The organism is Rhizobium sp. NZLR8 (assembly GCF_019685025.1).
Lineage (GTDB): Bacteria > Pseudomonadota > Alphaproteobacteria > Rhizobiales > Rhizobiaceae > Rhizobium.
Window position 1 is genome coordinate 322,852 of record NZ_JABDVY010000006.1, and the last position, 17,545, is coordinate 340,396.

At 62.6% G+C, this 17,545-nt stretch carries 13 protein-coding genes; 1 reads left to right on the top strand and 12 read right to left on the bottom strand.

Annotation, left to right across the window (positions count from 1 at the left end; genetic code table 11):
- Positions 1-2 precede the first annotated feature (2 nt).
- The 9 genes from HJB89_RS16605 to HJB89_RS16645 all read right to left on the bottom strand — a co-directional run bounded on the left by HJB89_RS16605 (position 3) and on the right by HJB89_RS16645 (position 9,907).
- Positions 3-1,586: an FGGY-family carbohydrate kinase gene (locus tag HJB89_RS16605; protein WP_207581880.1), complete on the bottom strand. Its 1,584-nt coding sequence runs from the start codon at positions 1,584-1,586 to the stop codon at positions 3-5.
- Complete coding sequence (locus HJB89_RS16610) at positions 1,579-2,274, bottom strand: HAD family phosphatase (RefSeq protein WP_207581881.1); 696 nt, start codon at positions 2,272-2,274, stop codon at positions 1,579-1,581. Before HJB89_RS16610 ends, HJB89_RS16605 begins: the two co-directional genes overlap by 8 nt.
- 96 nt (positions 2,275-2,370) lie before the next feature.
- A complete protein-coding gene (locus HJB89_RS16615) occupies positions 2,371-3,852 on the bottom strand; it encodes a mannitol dehydrogenase family protein (RefSeq protein ID WP_221150218.1) in 1,482 nt (493 codons plus the stop codon).
- Between the two features lie 84 nt (positions 3,853-3,936).
- The gene (locus tag HJB89_RS16620) at positions 3,937-4,935 is read right to left on the bottom strand and encodes an ABC transporter ATP-binding protein (RefSeq protein ID WP_207581883.1); all 999 of its coding nucleotides are present in this window, start codon (positions 4,933-4,935) and stop codon (positions 3,937-3,939) included.
- A gap of 17 nt (positions 4,936-4,952) precedes the next feature.
- Positions 4,953-5,783: a carbohydrate ABC transporter permease gene (locus HJB89_RS16625; protein WP_207581884.1), complete on the bottom strand. Its 831-nt coding sequence runs from the start codon at positions 5,781-5,783 to the stop codon at positions 4,953-4,955.
- 1 nt (position 5,784) lies between these two features.
- Positions 5,785-6,657 carry a carbohydrate ABC transporter permease gene (locus HJB89_RS16630; RefSeq protein WP_207581885.1) on the bottom strand — a complete coding sequence of 291 codons (873 nt, stop codon included), beginning with the start codon at positions 6,655-6,657 and terminating at the stop codon, positions 5,785-5,787.
- 138 nt (positions 6,658-6,795) lie between these two features.
- Complete coding sequence (locus HJB89_RS16635; protein ID WP_207581886.1) at positions 6,796-8,106, bottom strand: sugar ABC transporter substrate-binding protein; 1,311 nt, start codon at positions 8,104-8,106, stop codon at positions 6,796-6,798.
- Positions 8,107-8,251: 145 nt separating this feature from the next.
- Entirely contained in the window at positions 8,252-9,202 is a 951-nt protein-coding gene (locus HJB89_RS16640) for a sugar-binding transcriptional regulator (RefSeq protein ID WP_209881344.1), read from the bottom strand.
- A gap of 126 nt (positions 9,203-9,328) precedes the next feature.
- On the bottom strand, positions 9,329-9,907 hold the full coding sequence (locus tag HJB89_RS16645; RefSeq protein WP_221141025.1) for an exopolysaccharide biosynthesis protein: 579 nt from the start codon (positions 9,905-9,907) through the stop codon (positions 9,329-9,331).
- Positions 9,908-10,201: 294 nt separating this feature from the next.
- Here HJB89_RS16645 and HJB89_RS16650 point away from each other — a divergent pair, with 294 nt between their 5' ends.
- On the top strand, positions 10,202-11,119 hold the full coding sequence (locus HJB89_RS16650) for an ROK family protein (RefSeq protein WP_221150219.1): 918 nt from the start codon (positions 10,202-10,204) through the stop codon (positions 11,117-11,119).
- Here HJB89_RS16650 and HJB89_RS16655 read toward each other — a convergent pair.
- From HJB89_RS16655 to HJB89_RS16665, 3 genes are all read right to left on the bottom strand, one after another.
- A complete protein-coding gene (locus HJB89_RS16655) occupies positions 11,116-13,026 on the bottom strand; it encodes a beta-N-acetylhexosaminidase (RefSeq protein ID WP_207581889.1) in 1,911 nt (636 codons plus the stop codon). The two genes, HJB89_RS16650 and HJB89_RS16655, sit on opposite strands and share 4 nt — an antisense overlap.
- A 204-nt stretch (positions 13,027-13,230) precedes the next feature.
- Complete coding sequence (locus tag HJB89_RS16660) at positions 13,231-16,374, bottom strand: efflux RND transporter permease subunit (protein ID WP_221131719.1); 3,144 nt, start codon at positions 16,372-16,374, stop codon at positions 13,231-13,233.
- A gap of 25 nt (positions 16,375-16,399) precedes the next feature.
- Positions 16,400-17,539 carry an efflux RND transporter periplasmic adaptor subunit gene (locus HJB89_RS16665; RefSeq protein WP_207581891.1) on the bottom strand — a complete coding sequence of 380 codons (1,140 nt, stop codon included), beginning with the start codon at positions 17,537-17,539 and terminating at the stop codon, positions 16,400-16,402.
- Between the last annotated feature and the right edge of the window lie 6 nt (positions 17,540-17,545).

Below are 17,545 nucleotides of genomic sequence, written 5' to 3' on the forward strand. Positions count from 1 at the left end.
GGCTACTTCATCGTCTCCAGTTCGGCACGATGCCGGTGCATGGCGAGAAGACGGCGGTAGTCGCGATCGTAGAGCGCCTGTTTCGTTTTGTCAGGCAGCCGTTCGTCGCCACCCGGATACATCGCCTCGCCGGCTGCCGCCAAATCCCTGTACAGGCCGCAGGCGACGGATGCCGCGATCGCCGTGCCGAGCAGCACCGCCTCGTTCATTTTCGGCACCACCACCTTGCAGCCGGTGGCATCGCTATAGAGCTCCATCAGCACCGGGTTCTTCACATGCCCGCCGGCAATATGCAGCGTATCGGGCACGTAGCCGTATTCCTTCATCATTTCGAGGATGTGGCGAATGCCGAGCGCAATCGCCACGGCCGTGCGCCAGTAAAGCGTGCAAAGCCCATCGAAGGACGTATCGAGCGTCAGCCCGCTGACGACACCGACGGCATGCGGATCGGCGAGCGGCGAACGGTTGCCATGAAAGTCCGGCAGCACGAAAATGCGTGCGCCGAAGGCATCGCCCTCCTCGGCCCGCAATTCGGCGATGCGTGCGACGATCCTCTGATGCAGTGCCGCCGTCGGCTCACCGCCCGCCGCGTGCATGCGCACGATGTGGTCGAGCAGCGCGCCAGTCGCCGATTGCCCCGCCTCCACCAGCCAGGATTCTGGAAAGACCGCCTCGTAATAGGGGCCCCACATGCCATGGCTCGGCTTGCGTTCCCGCGAGAATGTGACGATGCAGCTCGACGTGCCGGCGATCAGCGCCAGCTGGTGCTCTCGTTTTACAGGATCGGCAGCGTAGCCGCCGAGCGCGCCGAGCGCGCCGGCATAGGCGTCGATCATGCCGGCGGAGACATGGCAGTCCGTGGTCAGCCCGAGCGCCTGCGCCGCTTCCGGCGTCAGCCAACCGACGTTGCCTCCGACAGGCGTGGTTTCATCCGGTAGGTGGCCGCGCTCGTGAAGGTCCTCAAGGCCGATCCGCTCCAGGAAATCCTGCTGCCAGCCTTTTTCGCGATGGGCGAGATAGTTCCACTTCGCTGTCAGCGTGCAGCGCGAACGGGCAAGCGATCCGGTCGATTTCCACGTCATGAAGTCGGCGAGATCGAAGAAATAACCGGCTTTCTCCCATGTGGCAGGCAGCTTCTTCTTCAGCCACATCAGCTTCGGCATTTCCATCTCAGGCGACATGACGTGCCCGGAATGTTCGAGCACCGTGTGCTCCGTCGCCGTGCAGAAATCGGCTTCCTTCAGCGCCCGGTGATCGAGCCAGACGACCGTGTCGAAGCGTGTCTCGCCGCCGGTGGAAACGCTGAGCTGCCGGCCCTCGACGTCACGCACGACGAGCGAACAGGTGGCGTCGAAGCCGATTGCGCCGACCGAGGCGGCGGCGATGCCGGATTGCTCCATCGCCTTGCGCACCGCCGTGCAGGCTGCGGACCAGATATCTTCGGAATCGTGCTCGGCATGGTTTTCACGCGGCCGGTTCATCACGATCGGATGCTCGGCCTTGGCAAGCAGACGGCCGCGCGCATCGAAGACGCCGGCGCGCGCACTGCCCGTGCCGATATCCACCGCAACCACATGATCACGCATCAAATCTTGGTCCCGTCCAGCTATGGTTGCGGACAAGGTGGATCAAATCCGGCATGGCGTCAAACACCACTTCCGGCGAAAGCCGGTCGAGTTCGGCGCGATAGCCGGCGAAGTTGGCGTGTGATCCGCCGGTGAAGGCGAAGACCGTCATTCCCGCTGCCTTGGCGGCGGCAATGCCGGCAGGGCTGTCCTCCACAACAATGCACTGAGCAGGCGCCACCTGCATTTCACGCGCCGCATGCAGGAAAAGATCGGGCGCCGGTTTGCCGCGCTTGACCATCGTCGCGCTGAAGATGTCGGGCAGCTTGTCGAGCAGTCCGGTGACGGACAGCGACAGCCGGATTCGCTCCATCTGGCTGGACGAGGCGACGCAGCAGCGAACGCCAAGTCCATCGATCGTCGCCGCAATACCCTCGATCGGCTTCAGTTCGGTACGAAAACGGGTGTAGAGATCGGTGCGAATGCGCTCGAGGAATTCTTCACCGGCGCGGACGTTGAATTCGGTTTCCAGCGTATCGATGAGGGTCGAAAGGCTGCGGCCGAGAAAGCGCTCGTAGGCCTGATCCTCGGTGATCGAGACGCCGAGATCGTTCATCGCCCCGACGAGCACGCTGATCGAGATCGGCTCGCTGTCAACGAGCACGCCGTCGCAATCGAAGATGACCAGCCGTGGTTCAGCATCAGCCATGGAAGACCCAACCTGAGTTCAATTCGAGCGCGTCACCGCCCCGCTTGCGCGCAAGGCCGCATGAATGACGGCAGCAGATGCCGCCATCCGGATTCCTTACACTGCGAGCTTGCCGTCGAGATAGAGTTGCAGCGTCTCCCGCGTGCCCTTTTCCCACAGGCTTTTGAGTGCATCGGCAAAACGCTTGCGGAAAAGTTCGGATTTCGCCACTTCGCCGAAAATATCGTCGAAGACCAGGAAGGCTGACGGATCGGTCTTCGCCTTCAGCGCCGCCGCATGCAGGCGCTCGGCGCTGGCGTCGTTGAAGACGATATCCTTGCCGCTATCGGTCTTGCCGGCGAAGTAACGGCACCAGAGCGCCGAAACCAGCGCCAGACCGACGACGTCCCTGCCCTGGCGCAGATTGTCGAGCGTCGACGGCAAGATGAATTTCGGCTGACGGTTCGATCCGTCCTGCGCCAGCCGCGGAACGGTGTCGGCAATTTTCGGATTGAGCAGGCGATGTTCGATCAGCGCGAAATAATCCGTCAGCGACGTGTTCGGCACCGGCGGCACGATCGGGATGATTTCGTCTTTCTCGAGCTTGGCGAGGAAGGTGCGGATTAGCGGGTTTTCCATGGAATCGTGAACGAAATGGATGTCCATCAATGCCGCCGGATAGGCGATCGCAGCATGTCCGCCGTTCAGGATGCGGATCTTCATATGCTCGTAGGGCGTGACATCGGGCACGAAGGTCACCCCGACCTTTTCCAATGCCGGCCGACCGGCGGTGAACTTATCCTCAAGCACCCATTGCTTGAATTCCTCGCAATAGACCGGCCAATTGTCCTCGATCGCGAAATTGTCCCTGAGGAAATCGATTTCGCGCTGGCCGGTTGCCGGCGTGATGCGGTCGACCATCGCATTCGGGAAGGCGACATTCGCCCGGATCCACTCGGCAAAGCCAGTGTCCGAGAGGGCGGCCGTGCCGACCACGGCATTGGCGGTAACGATGCCATTATGGGGAATGTTGTCGCAGGACATGACGGTAAAGGGTTCGGTGCCCCTTTCCTTGCGCGCCTTCAGCCCGGCGACGATCAGGCCGAACACCGTCTTCGGCGCGTCGGGGCTGTCGCCATCGGCAGCAATCGCCGGATGCGCCGGGTTGAAGGTTCCTGATGCGTCGATGAAATAGCCGCCCTCGGTGATCGTCAGCGAAACGATGCGGATCTCGGGATCGGCGAGCCTGGCGATGATCACCGCGGGGTCGCCGACCGGCAGGATGTCGATCATCGGCGCGGTGACCCGCGCCGCCGTCTTGTTGTTGTCCTGCTCGACCACCGTCGTCAGAAAATCCTGTGCCGCAAGCTTTTCACGCATCGCGGCATCGGATGGCAGCACACCGGCGCCAACGATCGCCCAATCGTGATCCGCGCCGGCATTGAATAGATCGTCGAGATAGACCGCCTGATGGGCGCGGTGGAAATTGCCGACGCCGAAGTGCACGATGCCGGCTTTCAGCGACGCCCTGTCATATCCAGGGATGGCGGCGGTGCGCGCCACATCCGAAAGCGTTGCCAGCGATAGTTTGCACGTCATGTTTCAGTCCTCTTGAAGGTCTTGCCCAAACGGTCGGGCGCCATCGCCCGGCTCGCATGCCTGCCCCCAGCCCGGCAGCCCGCCTCAGATGGCAAGGCCGCCCTCGTTGAATTTGTGAATACGCGAACGATCCGGCGTCAGATAGACGGTGTCTCCAGCTTTGGCCGCAAAATCGCCGCTGCCGCGCGCTGTCATCATACCGATGCCCTCCGCGTCGATATGCAGGAAGGTGTCGGAGCCGAGATGTTCGGCGACCACGACCCTGCCCTTCCAGTCGCCGCTCTCCATCGACAACAACATATGTTCGGGTCGGATGCCGATCGTATGGGCGCCCAGCTGAGCCGCGTTCTGTCCGTTGATGAAGTTCATCTTCGGCGAGCCGATGAAACCGGCGACGAAGAGGTTGCGCGGGCGGCTGTAAAGCTCGAGCGGCGAGCCGACCTGCTCGATATTGCCCCTGTTCAGCACGACGATCTTGTCGGCCATGGTCATCGCCTCGACCTGGTCGTGGGTGACGTAAACCATCGTCGTCTTCAGCTGCTGATGCAATTCGCTGATCTCGAGGCGCATATTGACGCGAAGCGCCGCATCGAGGTTCGACAGCGGTTCGTCGAACAGGAAGGCCGAAGGCTGGCGCACGATGGCGCGGCCGATCGCGACGCGCTGGCGCTGGCCGCCGGAAAGCTGACGCGGCTTGCGCTCCAGATAGTCGGTGAGATTGAGCACGCGGGCCGCATCCGTCACCTTGCGGTCGATCTCCGCCTTGTCGATGCCCGCCATCTTCAGCGGGAAGGCGATGTTGTTGCGCACGCTCATATGCGGATAAAGCGCGTAGGATTGGAACACCATGGCAAGGCCGCGTTCCGACGGCGCCTTTTCGGTGGCGTCCCGGCCGTCGATGACGATCTTGCCGCCGGAGACGTCCTCGAGCCCGGCAATCAGCCTGAGCAGCGTGGACTTGCCGCAGCCCGACGGGCCGACGAAGACGACGAACTCGCCGTCCCTGATGTCGAGATCGATCGAAGGGATGACCTTGGCTTCGCCGAAGACCTTGGAAACCTTCTGAAGGGTAATGCTGCCCATGTTTGTCTCCCTTTATCTTATTTCACTGCGCCGAAGGTCAGGCCGCGGACGAGTTGTTTCTGGCTGAACCAGCCGAGGATCAGGATCGGCGCGATCGCCATCGTCGAAGCCGCCGAGAGCTTGGCGTAGAACAGGCCTTCCGGGCTGGAGTAGGAAGCTATGAAGGCCGTCAGCGGTGCCGCCTTCGAGGCGGTGAGGTTGAGGGTCCAGAACGCCTCGTTCCAGGCAAGGATGATATTCAAAAGCAGCGTCGAGGCGATACCGGGCACCGCCATCGGCGTCAGCACGTAGACGATCTCTTTCATCAGCGAGGCCCCGTCCATGCGGGCCGCTTCGAGGATCTCGCCGGGAATTTCCTTGAAATAGGTGTAGAGCATCCAGACGATGATCGGCAGGTTGATCAGCGTCAGCACGACCACCAGGCCGGTGCGGGTGTCGAGCAGGCCCGAATTGCGGAACAACAGATAGATCGGGATCAGCGCGCCCACAGGCGGCATCATCTTGGTCGACAGCATCCACATCAGCACGTCCTTGGTCCGCTTGGTCGGCGCAAACGCCATCGCCCAGGCGGCCGGGATTGCGATGATCAGGCCGATCAGCGTCGAGCCGAAGGAAATGATCACCGAATTCATGAAGTGGCTGAGATAGTTCGACCGGCTCTGCACCTCCGCGTAGTTTTCTGTCGTCCAGTGGAAGAACAGGAACTGCGGCGGCGAGGCGATGGCGTCGGCTTCCGACTTGAAGCTGGTCAGGAACGTCCAGAGGATCGGGAAGAAGATCAGGATGCCGAGCGTCCAGGCGACCGCGGTAAAGATGACCTTGCGCCGGGTGGTGATTTTTCTGGCCATCTCAAGCCTCCAGATTCTTGCCGACGAGGCGGACGAGGAAGATCGCTACGATATTGGCAAGCACCACCGCGACGATCCCGCCCGCCGAAGCGCCGCCGATATCGAACTGCAGCAGCGCCTGGGCATAGACGAGATAGGTGAGGTTGGTGCTGTCGGTGCCTGGCCCGCCGTTGGTGGTGACGAGGATTTCGGCGAAAACAGAAAGCAGGAAGATCGTCTGGATCAGGATCACCACGGTGATGGCGCGGGCCATATGCGGCAGGATGATGTAGATGAATTTCGAGATAGGCCCGGCGCCGTCCATTTCGGAGGCTTCCTTCTGCTCCTCGTCGAGCGACTGCAGCGCCGTCAGCATGATAAGCGTCGCAAAGGGGAGCCACTGCCAGGCAACGATGAGAATGACCGAGAGCAGCGGCGCATTCGCCAGCCAGTCGATCGGCTGTAGGCCGAGGGCCTTGGCAAGATGCGCAAAGAGGCCGTTGACCGGGTTCATGAACATGTTCTTCCACACCAGCGCGGCCACAGTCGGCATGACGAAGAACGGCGCAATCACCAGGATGCGCACGATACCCTGGCCGTACATCGGCTGGTCGAGCAGCAGCGCAAAGGCGATGCCGCCGATGACGGTGATCAACAGAACGCCGGCCACGAGCACCAGCGTATTGATCAGCGCGGCGAAGAAGGCAGGATCGGACAGGAAATATTCGTAGTTCAGAAAGCCGACGAAGCTCTCCATGCCGGGGCTGAGCAGATTGTAGTTCAGCAGCGAAAAATAGATCGTCATCGCCAGCGGGACGATCATCCATGCAAAGAGGAGCAGCACGGAGGGCGCAATCATCAGGCGCGCTGCGGAGCGAGTATGCAAGGTTGCCATGGCAATCACCGATCTGATCTGAAGCGGGGAGCGGCCGCAGGAAAGCTTTGTCTGAAAAAGCGGCCGCCGATGCTGTTCGGGCAATCGGCGGCCCAGAGGGGCGGATCGTCAAGAATCCGCCTCTTGCTCAGGAGGTTTTTATTTGATGTAGCCGGCCTTGGTCATTTCGCGAGTGGTCAACTGCTGGGCGGCCTGCAGGGCCTGGTCGACCGAAAGCTGGCCGGCAAGCGCTGCGGAGAACTGCTGGCCCACTGCCGTACCGATGCCCTGGAATTCCGGGATCGCCACGAACTGGACGCCGACATAGGGGACCGGCTTGACGGTCGGCTTGGTCGGATCGGCCGAGTTGATCGAGTCGAGCGTCATCTTGGCGAACGAAGCCGCCTTCTGGTAGTCCGCATTCGCGTAGAGCGAGGTGCGGGTGCCTGGAGGTGCGTTCAGCCAGCCTTCCTTCTCGGCGACGAGGTTGGTGTAGTCCTTGCTCGTTGCCCAGGCGACGAACTTCTCAGCGGCTTCGACCTTCTGCGAACCTGCCGGGATGGCGAGGTTCCAGGCCCAGAGCCAGTTGCCACGCTTGCCGAGGCCCTTGTCCGGGGCGAGCGCGAAGCCGACCTTGTCGGCGACCTGCGACTGCTTCGGATCGGCGACGAAGGAAGCGGCAACCGTTGCGTCGATCCACATGCCGCACTTGCCGGTCTGGAAGAGCGCCAGGTTTTCGTTGAAGCCGTTGGAGGAAGCGCCCGGAGGGCCGGCATCCTTCATCAGCTTGACGTAGAAGTCGAGCGTGTCTTTCCACTCGGGCTGATCGAACTGCGGCTTCCACTTTTCATCGAACCAGCGTGCACCGAAGGAATTCGACATGGCTGTCAGGAAGGCCATGTTCTCGCCCCAGCCGGCCTTGCCGCGCAGACAGATGCCGTAGATTTCCTTGTCCTTGTTGGTGATCTTGCGCGCAGCGTCCGCCACGAAGTCCCAAGTCGGGGCGTCAGGCATCTTCAGGCCGGCGGCGTCGAACAGGTCCTTGCGGTACATGACCATCGAGCTTTCGCCGTAGAACGGCGCCGCATAGAGCTTGCCGTCCGTGGTCAGGCCGCTGCGGATCGCCGGCAGCAGGTCGTCGGCGTCGTAATCCTTGCCGAGGTTGTCGAGCGGCAGCAGCCAGCCCTGTTTTGCCCAGATCGGAACTTCATAGGTGCCGATCGTCAGAACGTCGTACTGGCCGCCCTTGGTCGCGATATCGGTCGTGACCTTCTGGCGCAGCACGTTTTCTTCGAGGGTGACCCATTCAAGGTCGATGCCGGGATTCTTCGCCTTGAAATCATCCGTCAGCTTCTGCATCCGGATCATGTCGCCGTTGTTCACGGTTGCGATTGTCAGCGTCTCGGCCGAGGCCATGCCGGCAAACGCCAGTGCTGAGCAGGCGCCCAGCAGAAAAGTTCTCAATGTCATATCTTCCTCCCAGAAGATGGGGTGTGAGCATTCGCTTCGCTCATGGGCAATTACTCAATAAACGATACAGAATGTCAATCGGCAATCGTTGCTGCAGTGCCGAAGGAGGTAGTTATCTCATTGATTTAAATCTTGTATTTTTTGCTCAATTCCTGAGCAAAAACTCAGCAGTCTCTTCGTCAGTAATCAGAGCGTTGATTTGATGGCCGACAACGGCGGCCCTGATCGCCTTGAACTTGCGCTTGCCCTTGGCCAGCCCAATGACCATCGACGCGTCGCGGGACGGGATCGGCGCCGACGCGACGCGCTCGTTGATCGGGTTGTCGAGCAACCCGCCGTCGACGTCGAAGATCCAGCCGCAGATCTCGCCGACCGCCCCGCCGCGCATCAGCTCCATCATCTCGTCCTTCTCGAGAAAACCGTCGACGCAGAGCGGCCCGTCGATGCCGAGCTCACCGATGCCGACGAAGGTGACGTCGGCTTGCGCGCTGATGTCAAGCGTCGAGCGCACCAGCTGCTGGCCATGCAACAGCTCCCGCTCCTCCGCCGAGGTGACAAGCACCGGCAACGGCATCGGATAGTGCCGCGCCTTCACGGCATCGGCCATGCTGAAGATGACGTTGTAATAGGCTGCCGATCCGTCCGGGGCGATATTGCCGGTCAGCGAGACGATACGGTGATGGGGACATTCGATCGCCGGAAGCTGGTCGACGGCCGCCTTCAGCGTCCGGCCGGTACCGACGGCGAGCACGATCGGCTCGGCCCGTTTCAGCCACCGCTCGATCTCGGCCGCGGCCGCCTCGGCAATGCCGACCGTCGCCGACGACCCGGAATCGCTCGGCACCACCTCCACATGTTTCAGCCCGAATTTCCGCCGCAGTTGACTGGCGAGTTCCAGGCAGGCGGCAATCGGATGATCGAGCCGCACCTTGATCAGACGCTCGGCAACCGCCAGCGACACCAGCCGCTGCGCCGATTGCCGCGAGATCCCCATCGTAGCGGCGATTTCATCCTGCGTGCGCCCGGCGACGTAGTAGAGCCAGCCGGCACGCGCCGCATCGTCGAGCCGTGCAGGGGTCTCGGATCTTTTTGCCATTGAATGCCTACCACGCAAAGTGAGCCGGCGTGCCGCCGCCGAACATGATTTGAATCTGTATCGCGCCAGATCAAAACAAAATTCCGGCAAATGTCGAGCCTGTTGAAAGGAGCCCTGCCGAATTACTCAGGCAAACCATTGCACGACGAGATAGATCGCCGCCTTCACGAGACCGTAAATCACGCCGCCGGCAACGACCAGCGACACCGCCGTCATCACGAATCCGATCAGGGCGAAGAGCCCGTCACGGCCCAATATGCCGAAAGCGAAGACCGAGATCGTGATCGCCGGCAGGATGTTGCCGAGCGGGACCGGTAGCAGCAGCACGATCGACAGCAGCAGGCACGCGGCCCCGGCGAGATATTCCGCCGGCGGCTCGGCAAAGATCGCAAGCCTTGGCTTCAGCATGCGCTCCGCCCAGGCGAGCCAGCGGTGGATGCGGCCGATAATGGTCTCGAAATCCTCCCGCCGCATCGAACGGTCGGCAATTATCCTCGGAAGCCAGGGTTTCAGCCCAAAGGTCAACTGCGCGGCCAGGAAGACGAGCGGAGCGCCGAGCACTGCCGAGGTGCCGGGCGGCGTGGGAAAAGCGTTCGGCAGCGCGAAGATCAGCATCAACGCGCTGATCGCCCTGTCGCCCATCGTCTGGAACAGGTCGCCGATCGAAATCCGCTCCCGGCTCCGGTCGGCGGCCAGCTGACGCAGGATGGATGAGAGGCGGCGGCCTTTGGGACGGGGTGGACGTGGTCTTCTGCGTCTATGGGAATCGGCGTTTTCGATGGTCATGATACCAGTAGATGATGGAAGTGCAGGCGCAGATTTTGGCCGCGCAATATGCCAATTGAATGACTTGTGAGACGGGAATAGCTGTTGGTGGCGATTTGGTTCGATCATTCCTCTTCGCGCCGCAAGCGCGTGGCGCGCGGCGGAATGAAGGCTTGTAATTCCCCGCCAACAGTGCGAGCAGACACCACAGACCAGAGAAACGGCAGGGTGGCAATGATCATTTCATTCGACATCGGCGGCTCCGCCATCAAGGGTGGCATCGCCCGCTCCGAGACGGACATCGTCCCCCTCGGCCGGCATCCGACACCGAGGGATGATTTCGCCGCTTTCGTCGAGACCTTGCGCGCCATCATCACTGAAACCGGCGAAGAGCCGAGCCGCATTGCCCTCTCCATCGCCGGCGTCGTTGATCCCGATACGCAGCGGCTGACCTGCGCCAACATTCCCTGCATCCATGGCCGCACGCTGGCAGCAGATCTCGAAGCGGAACTCGGCCTTCCGGTGCTGATCGCCAACGACGCCGACTGTTTCGCCATGGCCGAAGCCGGCCTCGGCGCCGGTCGCGGCCACCGCATCGTCTTCGGCGCCATCCTCGGCACCGGCGTCGGCGGCGGCCTGGTTGCCGACGGGCGCCTCGTCAATGAGGCCGGCGGTTTTGCCGGCGAATGGGGTCACGGGCCGATCATCGCATCCGCAGCCGGTTATCCGCCTGTCACCATTCCTGCCTATGCCTGCGGCTGCGGCCAGAGGGGATGCGTCGACACGGTCGGCGGCGCCCGTGGCCTGGAGCGCCTGCACAAGACGCTGCATGATCTCGACCTTTCGAGCGAAGAAATCATCGCTCAATGGCAACATGATGAGGAGAAGGCGACACGGACGATCGACGTCTATGTCGATCTCGTCGCCTCGCCCCTGGCGCTGACGATCAACATCACCGGCGCCACCATCGTGCCGGTCGGCGGCGGGCTGTCCAATGTCGAGCCGCTGCTTGCCGAGCTCGATCACGCCGTGCGCGCCCGCATCCTGCGCAAATTCGACCGGCCGCTGGTGGTGCGCAGCCAATGCTGTATCGAACCCGGCCTGATCGGCGCAGCACTGCTGGGATTGAAGGCGGACGTGGTGGTGGCCTAAAGCACCGGCCACATCCGCACGATCGCTGCGAACCGATCCCAGTCCTTGCGCGCCAGAGGCGTCCAGGCCGCCTCGGCGATTGCCGGAAGGCGCGGAAAGACCAGCCGGTTGAAATGGGTGCGCGAGGCGATGTTGCCGCTCCAGATACAGGCCTGGATGCCGCGCATCTTCCCCTTCAGCGCCTCCGGCAACTCGCCCTCGGCCTCGTAACAATAGGTCCGCTCCGGCGGCGTGAAGCCTGCCCAGCTTGCGCCGGGCTCGGACCAGGCTTCCGCCTGCGCCATGTCGAGATAGTAGGCCTGTCCCGGCGTCATCACCACGTCGTAACCTGCCTGCGCCAGTTCGATGCCGACATCGGACCTTTCCCAGGCCATCAGCAGCGTGCCGTCGCGATCGACGCCGCCACCGTTCGAGACCTCATTCCAGCCGGCAAGCTTCCTGCCGCGTTCCGACAGCATGCCCTGGACGCGCTTCAGGAAGTGAGATTGCAGCGCGGCGGCGCCGGCCAGTTTCTCCCGCTCCATCAGCGCCTGGCAGAGCGGCGAGGAAAGCCAGGCGCCGGACGCAACCTCGTCACCGCCGATATGAAAATACTCGCCGGGAAACAGCGCCACCATTTCGTCGAACACGTTGCCGAGGAATTCGTAAGTGAATTCGACCGCCGGGTTGAGGGCATTGTTGGCATAACCTTGCGGTGAGCGGTAACTATCCTCAGCCTCCTGCGGATCGACGAGATCGGGTAATGAAGACAGCGCTGCGGCGCTGTGGCCGGGAATATCGATTTCCGGCACCACCTCGACACCAAGCGATGCGGCATGCGCAACGATCCGCCTGACGTCGTCTTGCGTATAATGGCCGGTGCGTGTTTCCGGCCCGTCGCCGTACTGCGCCGCCAGCGCTTCGTCAGGCCCACCCCGTGCGCCGATTTCCGTCAGCGCGGGATAGGCCTTGATCTCCAACCGCCAGGCTTCGTCATCGGTCAGGTGCCAATGGAAAATATTGAGTTTGTTCCACGCCAGGATATCGATCAGCCGCATGACGTCCGCCACCGGATAAAACCGCCCCGACACATCGAGATGACAGCCGCGCCAGTCATGGCGCGGCTGGTCGGCGATCGTGCCGAAATTGGGAAATTGGAAGCGCTCGCGATCGGCGCGGGCGCCGTGCAGCAATTGCGCCAGGCTGATCAGCCCGTATTGCCGCCCCGCTGGGTCCGCGCTCGAAAGCACGATCTCATGCGAGGAGAAACGCAGTTCGTAAGCGAAGGCGGCGATCGATGATTCGGTGACGAAACGAATGGCTCGCCCGCCTTTGACGGCACCGAGCGAGAACGGCGCGCTGTCGGCCGGATAGAGCCGCTGGCAAAGCGCGAGAACCAGGGAGAGCGCCTTGATCGCATCGGGCCGGGTCCTTTCAACGGGATAAAGGACGACCGGCAAGTCTCCCGCCTTCAGCCCGAGCGACAGCGGCCAGGGCAGCAGCGCATAGGGCTCCTCGATCCGGCCCGGCGGCAGAAGCGGCGGCGCCACACCGCCATCCCGGCCTTCGAGCATGAGATCGCCGAAAGTAACCGGAACGTGACGGCCGTCCATAAGCGTCAGATGGGCAGATTTGATACCATCCGTCCTATGTTTCGGTTCGCTGGCCAGCCCTTCGACGGTGAACCGCCAGCGCCCGCCCGGGGCAATGCTCAGCCCGTCGGGCGGCAGGAATTCATGGAAATTCGCAACCTGCCGCGTCCGGCTGGCGCCGTCGCAGACATTTGCGTCGGCAACCCGCGTTGCCGATACATAGGAAAGCGAGAAGCCGGAAAGCGGCTCGGCCGAAAGATTGAAGAGCGTGAAGGTCAAACGCCCGAGACTGTCCTCGATCGGGCTCCAGCTCGCGTCCAAACGATAATCGGCCATGATCGTGCCTCCCCGCAAACTCGTCGGCGGCAATGCATCGCCGAGACGCCGTCTTGCTCTTCCGGCATGTTTTCGCAGCTTAGCTCTTTCGGGGCGGCAATGGAATCGGCACGCAGGTTCAAAGGCGAGCGGGCAGCGCAACGTGGTTTGATGAGAGAGCTGCGACCTCGTAAGGAAAACGGCGCGGCTTTCGCCGCGCCGTCCTCACTCTGCTGCCAACGCCGGCGGATGTCTGTCATCCGCCTCTTCCTGGATGGCGTCGGCATCCTGGCCTGGCTCGTCCTTTGCCTTCGGCTCCCGGCCGAAGAAAAGCGCGTAACCGGCAGGCAGAACCAGAATCGTAAGCACGGTCGCGACCAGAATGCCGCCCATCATGGCGTAGGCGAGCGGACCCCAGAAGACGCCGCGCGAGATCGGGATCAGTGCGAGCACGGCGGTCAGCGCCGTCAGCATGATCGGCCGGAAACGCCGCACGGCAGCACCGACGATCGCCTCCTGCCGGTGCATGCCGGCCTTGATATCCTGGTCGATCTGGTCGACCAGGATGATCGAGTTGCGCATGATGATGCCGAGCAGCGCGATGACACCGAGGATCGCCACGAAGCCGAACGGCGCGCCGCTGATCAGCAAGGCGGCCGCCGCGCCGATAATCCCGAGCGGACCGGTCGCCAGCACCAGCATCGCCTTGCCGAAGTGCTGCAGTTGTACCATCAGCAGCACGATGATGACGGCGAGCATGATCGGCGCCTTGGCGGCGATCGACATCTGGCTTTCCGCCGCATCCTCGGCGCCGCCCTGGATTTCGACATTGTAGCCGGCCGGCAGGCTGTCGCGCATGTCCTTCATGTCGGCATACATCTTCATCACCACGTCGTTCGGCTGCACGCCATCGGGCAACGTCGCCCGCACGGTGATCGTCGGCAGGCGGTTGCGCCGCCATTCGATGCCCTGCTCCATGACCGGCACGACCTTGGCCACCTGCGAGACCGGCACGAAGCCGCCGAAATCCGTCGGCACATAGACCGAGTTCACCGCCGACAGCAGCGAACGGCTGGCATCCGGCTCACGGGCGACGATCGAGACCGTCTCCTCGCCGTCGCGGAAATCGTCGAGTGCCGCACCGGACATGGCGGTCTGCAGCATCTGGCGAACCCGCTGCGAGGTGACGCCAAGGGCCCGGGCGCGGTCCTGGTCGATCACCAGCTTCATCGCCGGCACCTGTTCCAGCCAGTCGTCATGAATGGCGCCGAGCATCGGATTGGCCTGGAAGCGCGCCTTTACCTGATCGGCGATGGCTCGCACTTCCTGTCGGTCCGGCCCCATGACGCGCATCTGCACCGGCCAGCCAGTCGGCGGGCCGAGGAAGAGACGATCGACCTTGCCGCGAATCTCCGGGAAATCCTCTGCAAGAATCGCCCGCAGCTTGACGATCAGCCGCTCACGCGCCGGTTCGTCATTGGCCATGACGAGGAGCTGGGCGAAGTTCGGGTTGCGCAACTGCTGGTCGAGCGGCAGGAAGAAGCGCGGCGCGCCTTCGCCGATATAGGTGGCGATGAACTTCTTGTCGGGATCATCCATCATCTTGGCTTCGAGCGCCTTTGCCTGCACCTCGACTTCCTTGATGCTGGTGCCCTCGGGCAGCCACAGATCGACAAGGATTTCCGGCCGCGACGATTGCGGGAAGAAATTCTGCGGAATGAACTGGAAGGCCCAGAGGCTGGTGACGAAGGTGCCGAGCGTCAGCAGCAGCACGATGACCCGGTGGCGCACCGCCCAGCCGACCGTGCCGCGCAGACGGCGATAGAAGCCGGTGTCGAACGCGTCGTGATGCTCGCCGGCGTGATGGCGCTGCTTGAGGATCATGTAGCCGAGCCACGGCGTGAAATAGACGGCGACGAACCACGAGGTGACCAGCGCGATGCCGACGACATAAAACAGCGAACGCACATATTCGCCGGCCGTCGATGCAGCGAAGCCGACGGGAATGAAGCCGGCCGTGGTGATCAGCGTACCCGTCAGCATCGGGAAAGCGGTCGAGGAATAGGCGAAGCTTGCCGCTTCGATCTTGACCAGCCCCTCCTCCAGCTTTCGCTCCATCATCTCGACGACGATCATCGCATCGTCGACGAGCAGGCCGAGCGCGATGATCAGCGCGCCGAGCGAGATGCGCTGCAGGTCGATGCCGAGTTCGTACATTAGCGCGAAGGTGGCAGCGAGCACCAGCGGAATGGCAATGGCGATGACGAGGCCCGAGCGCCAGCCGATCGACAGGAACGAGACAATAAGCACGATGACAAGGGCTTCGCCGAGCGCATGCATGAATTCGCTGACCGCATCCGTCACCACGTCGGGCTGGTTGGCGATCTGATCGACCGCGACGCCGTAGGGCAGCGCCTCCTCGAAGCGCTGATAGGTCGCCTCGACGCCCTTGCCGACATCGGTGACGTTGAAGCCCTTGGCCATCACGACGCCGACCTGGACGCTGTCATGGCCGTTGAAACGGTACTTGCGCTGATAGGGATCCTCGAGCCCGGAACTGACGGTGGCGATATCGCCGAGCCGGGTCACTTGGCCGCCGGCGCGAAGGCGCAATTCGCGGATATCGGCCGCCTTCTTCACGTCGCCTTCGACGGAGATGCGCACCGAGCGCAGGCCGGTATCGACGGAGCCCGCCGGATCGACATTGTTCTGGCCGTTGATGGCGTTCTGCAGGTCGAGGATCGTCAGGCCGCGCTCGGCGAGCGCCTTGGACGAGACGTCGATATAGATCTTCTCAGGCTGGTCGCCGATGATGACCGCCTTCTCGACACCCGGCGTCGTCAGCAGCATGTCGCGCGCCTCGATCGCGAATTTCTTCAGTTCCGGATAGGAATAGCCGTCGCCGCTGATCGAATGCAGCGTGATGAAGGTGTCGCCGAATTCGTCGTTGAAATAGGGGCCGAGCAGGCCCTGCGGTAGCTCGCTGGAGATGTCGCCGACCTTCTTGCGCACCTGGTAGAAGGCATCCGCTACCTGTTGCGAATTGGTGTCACCCTTGACCTGCAGGGTGATGATCGCACTGCCCGCCCTCGTATAGGACTTGACCCAGTCGATATGCGGGGTTTCCTGTAGCTTGCGCTCGATCTTGTTGACGACCTGATCTTCCATCTCCTGGATGGAAGCGCCCGGCCAGATCGCCTGAACGACCATGACGCGGAAGGTGAATTCGGGATCCTCGCGCTGGCCCATGCGCATCAGACCGAGCACGCCGGTGATGATGATCAGTCCGAAGAGGAAGCGGGCGATGCTCGGATGGCCGATCGCCCAGCGCGACAGATTGAAGGGTCGCTTTTCGGTGGTGGCGTCCATGGTTCCGTTCCCTTTTATGACCTGATCAGCGGACGGTCTGGTCCGTGGTGGCCAGGGCCGACTGCTGGTCCGGCGCCTTCACCTTCAGATTTTCGCTCATGAACTGCGTGCCGGCGGCAACGACGAGATCGCCGGTATCGAGGCCTTCGGTCACATGCACGCCGTCGCCGGTGAAATCGGCGACCTTGATGTCGCGGCCATGCACGGTCGCCGTGTCACGGTCGACGGTCCAGACCATCTGCTTGCCGTCCTTTTCAGCCAGTGCGCTGAGCGGGATCGAGACATAGCTGTTGCCGTTGCTGACGTCGGCCTCGATCGTCGCCGTCATGCCGAGCAACACCTGCGGATCGTTCGGCAGGCTCACCCGGACAGCAAAGGTGCGGGACTGCTGGTCGGCGCTGCCGGACACCTCCCGCACCTTGCCGTCGAGCACCAGTCTGGCATCGGCCCAGAAGCTTGCCTTGACCGTCTTGCCCGGCTTGAATTCGGCAATGTCGTTTTCCGGAACCGCGATCTGCACTTCCTTCTCGCCGTCGACGGCAACGGTGACGACGGCGGCGCCGGAACCGACGACCTGACCGGTATCGGCATTGATTGATGTGACGATGCCGTTCTGACCGGCCTTGAGCTCGGTGTAGCTCACCTGGTTCTTCGCCTGGTCGAGCGCGGAAAGGGCGGCATCGCGCTGCGAAATCGCCTGGTCATGACTGAGCGCGGCCTGTTCGACCTGCGACTTCGGAGCGACACTCTTGTCGAAAAGCTGCTCGGCGCGTTTGTTGGCGAGGTCGGCGGTTTCAACGCCTCTTTCGGCCGAAGCAAGATTGGCTTCCGCCGTTCTGACCGCCAGTTGGTAATCGGTGGCGTCGACGCGGGCGAGAACGTCGCCCGGCGTCACCCGGTCGCCGATATCGACGAGGCGTTCGGTGATCTTGCCCGCGACGCGAAACCCGAGGTTCATCTCCGTGCGCGCCTTGACCGAGCCCGAATAGTCGAGCTTGCGCGTGTCGCCGGCCTTGGCGATCTCGACGACCTTCACCGGCCGGATGACTTGCTTGACCTCAGCCTTTTCTTCCGAGCAGGCGGAAACACCGATGCCGATGGCGCCGACAAGCACAAGGCGGGCGACGGACGGCATGCGATGGCTAAGGGTCTTGAGCGAAAACATCTTCCG

Coding starts and splice junctions, on each gene's coding strand:
- HJB89_RS16630 (WP_207581885.1), bottom strand. CDS start 6,657: ATGGCAACCTTGCATACTCGCTCCGCAGCGCGCCTGATGATTGCGCCC.
- HJB89_RS16605 (WP_207581880.1), bottom strand. CDS start 1,586: ATGCGTGATCATGTGGTTGCGGTGGATATCGGCACGGGCAGTGCGCGC.
- HJB89_RS16625 (WP_207581884.1), bottom strand. CDS start 5,783: ATGGCCAGAAAAATCACCACCCGGCGCAAGGTCATCTTTACCGCGGTC.
- HJB89_RS16665 (WP_207581891.1), bottom strand. CDS start 17,539: ATGTTTTCGCTCAAGACCCTTAGCCATCGCATGCCGTCCGTCGCCCGC.
- HJB89_RS16650 (WP_221150219.1), top strand. CDS start 10,202: ATGATCATTTCATTCGACATCGGCGGCTCCGCCATCAAGGGTGGCATC.
- HJB89_RS16635 (WP_207581886.1), bottom strand. CDS start 8,106: ATGACATTGAGAACTTTTCTGCTGGGCGCCTGCTCAGCACTGGCGTTT.
- HJB89_RS16655 (WP_207581889.1), bottom strand. CDS start 13,026: ATGGCCGATTATCGTTTGGACGCGAGCTGGAGCCCGATCGAGGACAGT.
- HJB89_RS16620 (WP_207581883.1), bottom strand. CDS start 4,935: ATGGGCAGCATTACCCTTCAGAAGGTTTCCAAGGTCTTCGGCGAAGCC.
- HJB89_RS16610 (WP_207581881.1), bottom strand. CDS start 2,274: ATGGCTGATGCTGAACCACGGCTGGTCATCTTCGATTGCGACGGCGTG.
- HJB89_RS16640 (WP_209881344.1), bottom strand. CDS start 9,202: ATGGCAAAAAGATCCGAGACCCCTGCACGGCTCGACGATGCGGCGCGT.
- HJB89_RS16660 (WP_221131719.1), bottom strand. CDS start 16,374: ATGGACGCCACCACCGAAAAGCGACCCTTCAATCTGTCGCGCTGGGCG.
- HJB89_RS16615 (WP_221150218.1), bottom strand. CDS start 3,852: ATGACGTGCAAACTATCGCTGGCAACGCTTTCGGATGTGGCGCGCACC.